This is a genomic window from Klebsiella sp. C239, from assembly GCF_048822715.1.
GTDB lineage: Bacteria > Pseudomonadota > Gammaproteobacteria > Enterobacterales > Enterobacteriaceae > Klebsiella > Klebsiella quasipneumoniae.
Genome location: NZ_JBMEZK010000008.1, coordinates 89347 through 102216, shown reverse-complemented (window position 1 = coordinate 102216; position 12870 = coordinate 89347). Strand labels below are relative to the sequence as shown.

At 60.2% G+C, this 12870-nt stretch carries 9 protein-coding genes and 1 pseudogene; 7 read left to right on the top strand and 3 right to left on the bottom strand.

All coding sequences use genetic code 11. The features are described from left to right. Positions 1-127 precede the first annotated feature (127 nt). From ACOI6Z_RS20260 to ACOI6Z_RS20245, 4 genes are all read left to right on the top strand, one after another. A complete protein-coding gene (locus tag ACOI6Z_RS20260; protein WP_044525151.1) occupies positions 128-1648 on the top strand; it encodes a sugar ABC transporter ATP-binding protein in 1521 nt (506 codons plus the stop codon). Further along, positions 1645-2643: an ABC transporter permease subunit gene (locus ACOI6Z_RS20255; RefSeq protein ID WP_023291658.1), complete on the top strand. Its 999-nt coding sequence runs from the start codon at positions 1645-1647 to the stop codon at positions 2641-2643. Before ACOI6Z_RS20260 ends, ACOI6Z_RS20255 begins: the two co-directional genes overlap by 4 nt. Positions 2644-2673: 30 nt before the next feature. Next, positions 2674-3615: an ABC transporter substrate-binding protein gene (locus tag ACOI6Z_RS20250; protein ID WP_032454582.1), complete on the top strand. Its 942-nt coding sequence runs from the start codon at positions 2674-2676 to the stop codon at positions 3613-3615. Positions 3616-3689: 74 nt separating this feature from the next. After that, positions 3690-4706 carry a carbohydrate kinase family protein gene (locus ACOI6Z_RS20245; protein WP_032454581.1) on the top strand — a complete coding sequence of 339 codons (1017 nt, stop codon included), beginning with the start codon at positions 3690-3692 and terminating at the stop codon, positions 4704-4706. Between the two features lie 40 nt (positions 4707-4746). On the opposite strand, the gene ACOI6Z_RS20240 is transcribed toward ACOI6Z_RS20245, so the two are convergent. Next, positions 4747-5475 carry a response regulator gene (locus tag ACOI6Z_RS20240; protein ID WP_044525150.1) on the bottom strand — a complete coding sequence of 243 codons (729 nt, stop codon included), beginning with the start codon at positions 5473-5475 and terminating at the stop codon, positions 4747-4749. Between the two features lie 273 nt (positions 5476-5748). On the opposite strand from ACOI6Z_RS20240, the gene fdhF reads away from it, so the two are divergent. Both fdhF and ACOI6Z_RS20230 read left to right on the top strand, forming a co-directional pair. After that, entirely contained in the window at positions 5749-7896 is a 2148-nt protein-coding gene (gene fdhF, locus ACOI6Z_RS20235) for a formate dehydrogenase subunit alpha (protein ID WP_077625397.1), read from the top strand. Positions 7897-8325: 429 nt separating this feature from the next. After that, positions 8326-9012: a tetratricopeptide repeat protein gene (locus ACOI6Z_RS20230; protein ID WP_023291654.1), complete on the top strand. Its 687-nt coding sequence runs from the start codon at positions 8326-8328 to the stop codon at positions 9010-9012. 34 nt (positions 9013-9046) lie between these two features. Here the strand turns inward: ACOI6Z_RS20230 and gltP are convergent, their stop codons facing one another. After that, positions 9047-10360: a glutamate/aspartate:proton symporter GltP gene (gene gltP, locus ACOI6Z_RS20225; RefSeq protein ID WP_004206354.1), complete on the bottom strand. Its 1314-nt coding sequence runs from the start codon at positions 10358-10360 to the stop codon at positions 9047-9049. Positions 10361-10471: 111 nt separating this feature from the next. Beyond that, positions 10472-10672, bottom strand: a pseudogene (locus ACOI6Z_RS20220) (hypothetical protein). Positions 10673-10772: 100 nt separating this feature from the next. Here ACOI6Z_RS20220 and acs point away from each other — a divergent pair. Next, positions 10773-12731, top strand: a complete 1959-nt coding sequence (acs, locus tag ACOI6Z_RS20215) for an acetate--CoA ligase (RefSeq protein WP_004206352.1) — start codon at positions 10773-10775, stop codon at positions 12729-12731. The last annotated feature ends 139 nt before the right edge of the window (positions 12732-12870 follow it).

The window sequence follows — 12870 nt, the reverse complement described above, 5'->3', positions numbered from 1 at the left end:
GACGCCGCGTAACTGTGATCGCGGTTAACTATTTATCACTATGACAAATATGAATGGATTCTGACATCCTGCATTTATTTTCCGGTGGTGGACTGCTGCTATTGTTCTCGCAGACAGGAGCGCCGTGATGACCGCCACCCCGGTACTGGAAATGCGCCATATCGCCAAAGCTTTTGGCAAATTCTACGCGCTAAAGGGCGTCGACCTGACGGTCTGGCCCGGCGAGATCCACGCCCTGATGGGGGAGAACGGCGCCGGAAAAAGCACGCTGATGAAGATCCTCGCCGGCGCCTATACCGCCACCAGCGGCGAGATCCTGATCGACGGAAAACCGCAAACGATCCGCGGCCCCAAGGACGCGCTGGCCGCCGGGATCACGTTGATCTACCAGGAGATGCAGCTGGCGCCGAACCTGACCGTCGCGGAAAACATTTTCCTCGGCAGCGAGCTGGCGCGCGGTGGCCTGGTGCAGCGCAAAGCGATGCTCAGCCAGGCGCAGGCGGTGATCGACCGTCTCGGCGCCCAGTTCAAGGCCAGCGACCGGGTGATGACCCTGACCATCGCCGAACAGCAGCAGGTGGAGATCGCCCGCGCTCTGCACCGTCAAAGCCGCATTCTGGTGATGGATGAACCCACCGCCGCCCTCTCCTCGCGAGAAACCCAGCGCCTGTTCGACCTCATCCTGCGCCTGCGTGACGAGGGGATGGCGATCATCTATATCAGCCACCGTATGGCGGAAGTGTATGAGCTCTCCGACCGGGTCAGCGTCCTGCGCGATGGGCAGTATGTCGGCAGCCTGGTGCGCGACAAGCTCAATGCGCCGGAGCTGGTGCGCATGATGGTCGGCCGTCCGCTCAGCGATCTGTTCAATAAAGCGCGCGATATTCCCCGCGGCCAGCCGCGCCTGCGGGTCGAAGACCTGACCGATGGCGGCAAGGTTAAGCCCAGCAGCCTGGTGGTGCATGCTGGCGAAATCGTCGGCCTCGCCGGGCTGGTCGGCGCCGGACGCTCCGAGCTGGCGCAGCTGATCTTTGGCGTGCGCAAAGCCACCGGCGGGGTGATCGAGATCGACGGCGAGCCGGTGGTGATCCACTCGCCGCGCGAAGCCATCGACCATGGAATCGGCTTTCTGACCGAAAATCGCAAAGAGCAGGGCCTGTTTCTCGAACTGGCGGCCCAGGAAAACATCACCATGGCGACGCTGGAGCGCGACGCGACCTGGGGGATGCTCAATCGCCGTAAGGCGCAAACTATTTCCGATGACGCCATCCAGCTGCTGAACATCCGCGTGCCTCACGCCCAGGTGCGCGCCGGCGGACTGTCCGGCGGCAACCAGCAGAAGCTGTTAATTTCGCGCTGGGTGGCGATTGGCCCACGCATTCTGATCCTCGATGAACCCACCCGCGGCGTCGACGTCGGCGCGAAAAGCGAGATTTACCGCATCATGAACGACATGGCGCGCCAGGGCGTCGCTATTCTGATGATCTCCAGCGAACTGCCTGAAGTGGTGGGCATGAGCGACCGGGTCTATGTGATGCGCGAAGGGACTATCGCCGGCGAGCTGCAGTCCGGCGATATCAGCCAGGAACAGATCATGACGCTGGCCACCGGCGTGAACGATTCTCACCTTAAGGCAGGGCAACTATGAGCATACCGAAAGAGACCTCCGCGCCGGTCGCGACATCCGCTTCGGCGAAAAAAATGCTGATGGGCGACCTGATGCAGACCGTCGGCATTCTGCCGATCCTCATCCTGATCGTCGCCGTTTTCGGCTTTATCGCCCCCAACTTCTTCACGGAAAGCAATCTGCTGAATATCACCCGCCAGGCCTCGATCAACATTGTGCTGGCGGCGGGAATGACCTTCATCATCCTCACCGGCGGCATTGACCTCTCCGTCGGCTCCATTCTCGGCACCACCGCGGTGGCGGCAATGGTGGTCTCGCTGATCCCGGAGTTGGCGTTGCTGTCGATTCCGGCGGCGCTGATGCTCGGCCTGCTGCTTGGGCTGTTCAACGGCGCGCTGGTGGCCTTCGCCGGGCTACCGCCGTTTATCGTCACCCTCGGCACTTACACGGCGCTGCGCGGCGCCGCCTATCTGCTGGCCGACGGCACCACGGTAATCAACTCCGATATCAGCTTCGAGTGGATCGGCAATGACTACCTCGGCCCGGTGCCGTGGCTGGTGGTCATCGCCCTGGCGGTTATCGCGGTGTGCTGGTTTATCCTGCGCCGAACCACCCTTGGGGTGCATATCTACGCGGTGGGCGGCAACATGCAGGCGGCGCGGCTGACCGGCATCAAAGTCTGGCTGGTGCTGCTGTTTGTCTATGGCATGAGCGGCCTGCTCTCCGGCCTTGGCGGGGTGATGAGCGCCTCCCGGCTGTACAGCGCCAACGGCAACCTCGGGGTCGGCTACGAGCTGGACGCCATCGCCGCGGTCATTCTCGGCGGCACCAGCTTCGTCGGCGGCATCGGCACCATCACCGGTACGCTGGTGGGGGCGCTGATTATCGCCACCCTCAATAACGGTATGACCCTGATGGGGGTCTCCTACTTCTGGCAACTGGTGATCAAAGGGGCGGTGATCATCATTGCGGTGCTGATCGACAAATACCGTACCCGACACCATCAAAGTGCATAACAACACCATCTTACCTGCGAGGAAAAGCGAATGCGTTTAAAACCGATAGTCACCGCGCTGTGTGCTGGCGCGCTACTGGCCGCCTCCCCCTTTGCGTCGGCCAAAGAGCTGAAAGCGATAGGCGTGACAGTGGGCGACCTTGCCAACCCGTTTTTTGTGCAGATCACCAAGGGCGCGGAGCTGGAAGCCCGCAAGCTGGCGGGGGATAACGTCAAAGTGACGCTGGTCTCCAGCGGCTACGACCTGGGCCAGCAGGTGGCGCAGATCGACAACTTTATCGCCGCCAGGGTCGATATGATTATCCTCAACGCCGCCGATTCGAAAGGCATTGGCCCGGCGGTGAAGCGGGCCAAAGAGGCCGGGATCGTGGTGGTGGCGGTTGACGTTGCCGCCGAAGGGGCCGACGCCACCATCACCTCCGATAACACCCAGGCGGGCGAGCTGGCCTGTAAATACATTAGCGACCGTCTGAACAACAAAGGCAACGTGGTGATCATCAACGGGCCGCCGGTCTCCGCCGTACAAAACCGCGTCGAAGGCTGCGAAACGGAGTTCAAAAAACACCCGGATATTAAAATTTTGTCCTCCAACCAGAACGCGAAAGGCAGCCGGGAAGGCGGACTGGAGGTGATGACCTCCCTGCTGGCGGCCAATCCGAAGATTGACGGCGTGTTCGCGATCAACGATCCGACGGCGATTGGCGCCGATCTGGCGGCGAAACAGGCGCAGCGCAGCGAGTTCTTCATCGTCGGCGTCGACGGCAGCCCGGACGGCGAAGAGGCGCTGAAGCGTAAGAACTCGCTGTTCGTCGCGACGCCAGCGCAGGATCCGCAGGTGATGGCGGCGAAGGCGGTGGAGATTGGCTACAACATCCTGCAGGGCAAACCGGCCCCAACCGCGCCGGTGCTGATCCCGGTGACCATGATCGACAAAAACAACGTCAGCTCTTACAAAGGCTGGACCGTGAAATAAGCGTAACCCGGCGCACAATCGTTCCGCCGATTGTGCGCTACGCTTAACGAGTATGACGGCGCGGAGTAGCGATCATGGAACGTAAAGGGATTATTGCCGCAGGCAACATGCTGGTCGATCATGTCCATCAGATCAGACAGTGGCCGGAGCGCGGCTGGCTGGTGGAAATTATTCACAGCGAACGCGCCACCGGCGGCGCGCCGCTGAATGTCCTGCTGACCCTGGCCAAAATGCACGCCGGACTGCCGCTGCAGGCGGTCGGCCTGATTGGCGAGGATAACGATGGCGACTATATTACCGCCATGCTCGATCAGTACCATATCAATCGCCAGCTTGTGCAGCGCACCAGCTCCGCCCCCACCTCGATGACTCAGGTGATGACCGACGCCGAAGGCCAGCGTACCTTCTTTCACTCTCCCGGCGCCAACCGCCTGCTTGACCTTCCGGCCTTTGAGCCGCTGGATGCGCCGCTGAAAATTTTCCATCTCGGCTATCTGCTGCTGCTTGAGAGTCTCGATCGCCCCGACGAAGAGTACGGCACCCGCAGCGCGCGGTTGCTGGCGCAGATGCGCGAGCGAGGCTATGAGGTTTCCCTCGATCTGGTGTCGCGCAAGGGCGACCCGCGCTACCGCCCGCTGGTCCTGCCGGCGCTGGCGCATCTTGACTACCTGACCATCAATGAGCTGGAAGCCAGCGAGTTTAGCGGGCTGGAGATTCGTCTACCCAACGGCGAGCCGCACGTCGCCCATATCGCCCGCGCCGCCAGCGCATTGCTTGACGCAGGCGTGCGCCAGCGAGTGGTGATCCACTGTCCGGAGGGGGCATGGGGCGTCTCCCGTACCGAAGCCGGGCGCTGGGTACCGTCATGGCGGCTGCCGCCGGAGGAGATTGTCGGCAGCGTCGGCGCCGGAGATGCCTTCTGCGCCGGCCTGCTGTACGGCAGCCACGAACGCTGGCCGTTAACCGACAGTCTGCAGCTGGCTCATGCCTGCGCCCGCGCCAGCCTGCAGGCCGCCAATGCGATCGACGGCGCCAAAACGCTCTCTGAGCTGCAGGCGTTTATTCAGTTGCAGAATAGTGAGAGGGGTTAACACCGCCAGCAATGGGCAGGCCGGTTAGACAGCCCCCGCCCTACGCCGCCTTCTCGCTGTGGGTCACGTCGGCGGAAAAGACATAGCCCAGGCCGCGCAGCGTTTTAATCAGCGTCGGCTGATGCGGGTTCAATTCGATTTTGCGCCGCAGGCGCATGATCAGCACATCGATGGTGCGGTCGAACACCTCGGTGCTTTCGGTATGGGTCAGCGCCAGCAGCTGTTCGCGGTTCAGCACCCGGCGGGCGTTCTGCGCCAGCGCCAGCAGCAAACCGTATTCTCCCTGGGTCAGCGGGATCGCCTGCTGCTGTGGGTTATACAGCTCACAGCGGGTGGTATCCAGCCGCCAGCCGTTGAACGTCAGGCCGGCGACGCCGCCCGGCGCCTCGCTGGCCAGCGCCCCGCTGCGCCGCAGCACCGCCTTCACCCGGGCGACCACCACCCGCGAACTGAACGGTTTGGCGATGTAATCATCGGCGCCCATCTCCAGGCCCACCACAACATCGGACTCGCTGCCCAGGCCGGAGAGCATCACCACCGGCAGCTCAGGCCGCGTGCGCTGCAGCTGCTGGAGCACCTGCAGACCATGGGTATCCGGCAGGATCATATCCAGCAAAACCAGCGCGATGTCCGCCCGCTGCGCCACCGTCGCCAGCGCGTCGCCGCCGGTCTGGCAGACCAGCACCTCAAACGCGTGCGCGCCGAGCACATCGCTGAGCAGCTCGCCCATCGCTATGTCGTCATCAACCACTAAAATGACCGGTTTCATCTTTGCCTCTGCCCGCGGGGGAGTTAGTGTCAGTCTGATCGATTCTGCAAGGCTGCGCCGACAAATTCCTCTTCCGGTGACATTTTTTCAAGCGCCGTCACATCTCCAGGGTATCGACACGTCAAATCTGTCGACAGGCTGTTTTTCGTCAGCATTTCGCCCAAAAAAGCCACGTATCATCAAGGAATACCCACAATGAAAATATGGCATAGAAGATGCATAGTGACGGCGCGATAGCGCAAACGCGCCCATTGAATAACTGGAGCAAGACCGATGAAAAAAGTCGTCACGGTTTGCCCGTATTGCGCATCAGGTTGCAAAATCAACCTGGTGGTCGATAACGGCAAAATCGTTCGGGCTGAAGCGGCGCAGGGGAAAACCAACCAGGGAACCCTGTGCCTGAAGGGCTATTATGGCTGGGACTTTATTAACGATACCCAGATCCTGACGCCGCGCCTGAAAACCCCCATGATCCGTCGTCAACGCGGCGGCAAGCTGGAAGCTGTCTCCTGGGATGAGGCGCTGGATTACGTCGCCACTCGCCTCAGCGCCATTAAAGCCAAATATGGCCCGGATGCGATCCAAACCACCGGCTCCTCCCGCGGTACCGGTAATGAAACCAACTATGTGATGCAAAAATTCGCGCGCGCCGTTATTGGTACCAATAACGTCGACTGCTGCGCTCGCGTCTGACACGGCCCTTCGGTTGCAGGTCTGCACCAGTCGGTCGGTAATGGCGCCATGAGTAATGCCATCACGGAGATTGATAACACCGATCTGGTGTTTATCTTCGGTTACAACCCGGCGGATTCCCACCCTATCGTGGCGAATCACGTCATTAACGCTAAACGCAACGGGGCGAAAATTATCGTCTGCGACCCGCGCAAAATTGAAACCGCGCGCATCGCCGATATGCACATTGCGCTGAAGAACGGCTCGAATATCGCGCTGCTCAACGCCATTGGCCACGTGATTATTGAAGAGGATCTGTACGATAAATCCTTCGTCGCCAGCCGTTCCGAAGGCTTCGAGGAGTATCGCAAAATCGTTGAAGGCTATACGCCGGAGTCGGTGGAGGAGATCACCGGGGTCAGCGCCCAGGAGATCCGCGCCTGCGCCCGGATGTACGCCAGCGCCAAATCCGCCGCCATTCTGTGGGGCATGGGCGTGACCCAGTTCTACCAGGGCGTGGAGACCGTACGTTCGCTGACCAGCCTGGCGATCCTCACCGGCAACCTCGGCAAGCCGAGCGTCGGCGTCAACCCGGTGCGCGGCCAGAACAACGTCCAGGGCGCCTGCGATATGGGGGCGCTGCCGGATACCTATCCGGGCTATCAGTACGTTAAGTTCCCGGAAAACCGCGAGAAGTTCGCCAAAGCCTGGGGCGTCGACAGCCTGCCGGCACATACCGGCTATCGCATCAGCGAGCTGCCGCACCGCGCGGCGCACGGCGAAGTGCGGGCGGCGTACATTATGGGTGAAGATCCGCTGCAGACCGATGCCGAACTCTCGGCGGTGCGCAAAGCGTTCGACGATCTGGAGCTGGTTATCGTCCAGGACATTTTCATGACCAAAACCGCCTCCGCGGCCGACGTCATCCTGCCGTCCACCTCGTGGGGCGAGCACGAAGGCGTGTATACCGCAGCGGACCGCGGCTTCCAGCGCTTCTTTAAAGCGGTAGAGCCGAAGTGGGATCTGAAAACCGACTGGCAGATCATCAGCGAAATCGCCACCCGGATGGGCTATCCGATGCACTACAACAACACCCAGGAGATCTGGGACGAGTTGCGGCATCTGTGCCCGGACTTCTACGGCGCCACCTACGAGAAAATGGGTGAGCTTGGCTACGTCATGTGGCCGTGCCGCGATGAGTCCGACGCCGATCAGGGGACGTCGTATCTGTTTAAAGAGAAGTTCGATACCCCGAACGGGCTGGCGCAGTTCTTCACCTGCGACTGGGTCGCGCCGATCGATAAGCTCACCGACGAGTACCCGATGGTGCTGTCGACGGTGCGCGAAGTCGGCCATTACTCGTGCCGTTCAATGACCGGTAACTGCGCGGCGCTGGCGGCGCTGGCGGATGAGCCTGGCTATGCGCAGATCAACACCGCCGACGCCCAACGGTTAGGCATTGAGGATGAAGCGCTGGTGTGGGTGAATTCGCGCAAGGGTCGGATCATCACCCGCGCGCAGGTCAGCGACCGGCCGAACAAAGGGGCGGTCTACATGACCTACCAGTGGTGGATTGGCGCCTGTAACGAGCTGGTGTCGGAGAACCTGAGCCCGATAACCAAAACGCCGGAGTACAAGTACTGCGCGGTCAACGTTGAGCGGATTGCCGATCAGCGCGCGGCGGAACAGTACGTGATCGACGAGTACAACAAGCTGAAATCCCGCCTGCGCGAAAGCGCGATGGGTTAAGGTTCGGCGGCCTGATCCGGCTCGCGCGATGCGTAGGCCGGATCTGGCGCAGCCGCCACCCGACACACAAGCGGCGCCGTGCCCGCAGCCTGTCGCCCGGCGGCGCTGCGCTTGCGCGGGCCTACGGTTGGCAGGCGCGTCTCCCTTCCCAGGCCGGATCAGGCGCAGCCGCCACCCGGCATCTCAGCGGCGCCGTGCCCGCAGCCTGTCGCCCGGCGGCGCTGCGCTTGCGCGGGCCTACGGTTGGCAGGCGCATCTCCCTCCCCAGGCCGGGTCAGGCGCAGCCGCCACCCGGCATACAAGCGGCGCCGTGTCCGCGTACCTGCGGTAGGTAGAGCGAATCCGCTCTACCTACCGATCCCTGTCATTTTCTTCTTTTTCGCCTCCCTTTATACTGCGCGCTATGTTCCTTGCTGATAATAAATACAAATGAAATACCTCTTTTTATTTTTACTGGTCATTACCAGCGGCGCAGCGGTGGCCACCGAACCGGGTAGCCGGTATCAACAGCAGGCGGAAGCCGGCGATCGACGCGCGCAATATTACCTTGCGGATACCTGGGTTAGCTCCGGCGATTATCAGAAAGCCGAATTCTGGGCACAGAAAGCAGCGGCGCAGGGCGATGGCGACGCGCTGGCCCTGCTGGCGCAGCTAAAAATTCGCAATCCGCAGCAGGCGGACTATCCGCAGGCCCGCCAGCTGGCGGAAAAAGCCGTCGAGGCCGGCAGTAAATCCGGGGAGATCGTCCTCGCGCGAGTGCTGGTGAACCGTCAGGCTGGCCCCACCGACGTGGCGCACGCCATCACGCTTCTGCAGGATGCCGCCCGGGACAGCGAAAGCGATGCGGCGGTAGACGCCCAGATGCTGCTGGGGCTGATCTACGCCAGCGGCGTGCACGGTCCGGAAGATGATGGGAAAGCGAGCGCCTACTTTAAAGGCAGCTCGGCGCTCTCGCGGACCGGCTATGCCGAATACTGGGCCGGGATGATGTTCCAGCAGGGAGAGAAAGGCTTTATCGAACCGAATAAGCAGAAGGCGCTGCACTGGCTTAACGTCAGTTGCCTGGAGGGGTTTGATACCGGCTGCGAAGAGTTTGACAGGATCAGTAAAGGATAAGAAAAAGCCCGGCGCTCGCGCCGGGCTTTGTGTTTTATTGCGCGGTTTTATCAAACTTGCCCAGCACTTCGCGTTCATACGCCAGCGCTTTTTTGCGGTCGAACTTATGCTCCCACTTGGCGATAACCAGCACCGCCAGCGCATTGCCCACCACGTTCAGCGCGGTACGCGCCATGTCGAGGATACGGTCGACGCCGGCGATAAAGGCGAGGCCCTCCAGCGGGATCCCGACGCTGCCCAGGGTGGCCAGCAGCACCACAAAAGAGACGCCCGGCACGCCGGCGATCCCTTTCGAGGTCACCATCAGGGTCAGTACCAGGGTGATCTCCTGCCAGATGGAGAGGTCGATGCCGTACAGCTGGGCGATAAAGATCGCCGCGATGCTCTGATACAGCGTTGAGCCATCGAGGTTAAAGGAGTAGCCGGTCGGCACCACGAAGCTGGTGATCGACGCCGGCGCGCCATAGGCTTCCATTTTCTCGATAATACGCGGCAGCACGCTCTCGGAGCTGGCGGTGGAGTAAGCCAGAATCAGCTCATCTTTCAGGATGCGGATCAGGATCCAGATGCTCAGGCCGCACAGGCGGGCGACAATCCCCAGCACCACCAGCGCGAAAAACAGGATCGCGAAGTAAACCAGCAGCACCAGCTTGGCCAGCGGCCACAGCGAGGCGAAACCAAAGGTGGCGACGGTCACTGAAATCAGGGCGAACACCCCGATCGGCGCATAGCGCATCACCATATGGGTGACTTTGAACATGGTTTCGGAGATGGAGCGGAAGACCGTCACCAGCGGCTCACGGTGCGTCGCCGGCAGCGAGGAGAGCCCCAGACCAAACAGCACCGAGAAGAAAATAATCGGCAGCATATCGCCTTTCGCCATCGACGCCACGATGTTGGTCGGCACCAGCGACAGGATGGTGCCCATCAGGCCATGCGCATGGCTCTGCACCTCAGCGGTGGTGTTCTGGTATTTCGAAATATCAACCGCCGCCAGCTGCGACATATCAATGCCCGTTCCCGGCTGGAAGACGTTGGCCAGGGTGATACCCAGCACGATCGCCACCGTGGTGATCACTTCGAAATAGATAATGGTTTTGGCGCCGATCCGGCCTAACTGTTTGGCATCGCCCACGCCGGCAATCCCGACCACCAGGGTCGAAATTACAATCGGGACTACGATCATTTTAATCAGATGGATAAAGATATCGCCCGCCGGCGTCAGCAAATTGCTAATCAACCAATCGCGACTTTCGGCGTGGTAATGCAGATAACTGCCCAAAAGGATACCCAGCACCAGGGCTAGCAAAATTTGCCAGGCCAGACTGACTTTTTTTGTTTTCTTCACTACTGACTTCCTCAATGAAAGGCACCATTCCTTTTCGTCATGGTACCCACTGCAGGGGGTATGAATTGTGTTGCGTTGCTTTGTGGGGTTATTTAACGCGCAATATCAGTATCATTTGCACGGCATGCTGCGCAAGCCTTTAAGAATAGGGCTTTCTTCTGGTTTTCTGCATAAAGTCACGAATTTTCCCCAGTTACAATGCATAAGTATTTGTAATAAAAAATATTTCACATCTTCCGTTTCTATAAATTCATTTACGCAATTATTTCACTTCAAAGTTTCATTTGACGAAATTTCACTCAGTTGAATCATTGCGTGATCTGCCCCCCAATTAACAAACAAAGCTGCCAAAACCCCTACTATTAACGTTTGTTTGACATATATTTAACAAGTTCAAAGGAGAAAAAAAGCCATGAGCCAAATACACAAACACCCTATTCCCGCTAACATTGCGGAACGTTGCCTGATTAACCCGGATCAGTACAAGGCGCAGTATCAACAATCCATAACCGACCCTGATACATTCTGGGGCGAGCAGGGCAAAATCCTTGACTGGATGCGCCCCTACACCCGCGTGAAGAATACCTCCTTTGCGCCGGGTAACATTTCCATCAAATGGTATGAAGACGGCACCCTGAACCTCGCCGCCAACTGCCTCGACCGCCATCTCGCCGAGCGCGGCGATCAAACCGCCATCATCTGGGAAGGCGACGACGCCAGCCAGAGCAAGCACATCACCTACCGTGAACTGCATGCGGACGTCTGCCGCTTCGCCAATGTGCTGCTCGGCCTCGGGATTAAAAAAGGCGACGTGGTCGCCATCTATATGCCGATGGTGCCGGAAGCCGCGGTGGCGATGCTGGCCTGCGCCCGCATCGGCGCCATCCACTCGGTGATTTTCGGTGGCTTCTCGCCGGAGGCGGTGGCCGGACGCATTATCGACTCCAGCTCGCGCCTGGTGATCACCGCGGATGAAGGGCTGCGCGCCGGTCGCGCCATCCCGCTGAAGAAAAACGTCGATGACGCGCTGAAAAACCCGAACGTCAACAGCATCGAACACGTCGTGGTCCTGAAACGTACCGGCGGTAAAATCGACTGGCAGGAAGGCCGCGATCTGTGGTGGAGCGATCTGATGGCGAACGCCAGCGCCGAACACCGCCCCGTCGAGATGAACGCCGAAGATCCGCTGTTCATCCTCTATACCTCTGGCTCCACCGGTAAACCGAAAGGGGTGTTGCACACCACCGGCGGCTATCTGGTCTACGCGGCCACCACCTTTAAATACGTTTTCGATTACCACCCGGGCGATATTTACTGGTGCACCGCCGATGTCGGCTGGGTCACCGGCCACAGCTATCTGCTGTACGGCCCGCTGGCCTGCGGCGCCACCACTCTGATGTTCGAAGGGGTGCCGAACTGGCCAACCCCGGCGCGTATGTGCCAGGTCGTCGATAAGCATAAGGTCAGCATTCTGTATACCGCTCCGACGGCGATCCGTGCCCTGATGGCGGAAGGCGACAAGGCTATCGAAGGCACGGACCGCTCCTCACTGCGCATTCTCGGCTCGGTCGGCGAACCCATTAACCCGGAAGCCTGGGAGTGGTACTGGAAGAAGATCGGTAACGAGAAGTGCCCGGTGATGGACACCTGGTGGCAGACCGAAACCGGCGGCTTTATGATCACCCCGCTGCCGGGGGCGATTGAGCTGAAGGCTGGCTCCGCTACCCGCCCGTTCTTCGGCGTTCAGCCGGTGCTGGTGGATAACGAAGGGCTGCCGCTGGATGGCGCCACCGAGGGCAATCTTGCCATCGCCGACTCCTGGCCCGGCCAGGCGCGTACCCTGTTCGGGGATCATGAGCGCTTTGAGCAAACCTACTTCTCCACCTTCAAAAATATGTACTTTAGCGGCGACGGCGCGCGCCGAGATGAAGATGGCTATTACTGGATCACCGGCCGCGTGGATGACGTTCTGAACGTCTCCGGCCACCGTCTGGGTACTGCCGAGATCGAATCGGCGCTGGTGTCGCACCCGAAAATCGCCGAAGCGGCAGTGGTCGGTATTCCGCACAACATCAAGGGCCAGGCTATCTACGCCTACGTGACGCTCAATCACGGTGAAGAACCGACGCCGGAGCTGTATGCGGAAGTGCGTAACTGGGTGCGCAAAGAGATTGGCCCGCTGGCGACGCCGGATGTTCTGCACTGGACCGATTCGTTGCCAAAAACCCGCTCGGGCAAAATCATGCGCCGCATTCTGCGCAAGATCGCCGCGGGCGACACCAGCAACCTCGGCGATACCTCGACTCTCGCCGATCCTGGCGTAGTGGAAAAACTGCTCGAAGAGAAGCAGGCCATTACCATGCCTTCTTAAGTAAGGACCGATTCCCTACACCCTCTCCCCCACCGGGGAGAGGATAAAAATAAGTCCCTCCCCCAGGATTTCACTCGCAGGAACGCCGTCAGCGAACCGTATCCCGGCCTTTTACGCCGGAGGGGTTGCTGTCGCCAGC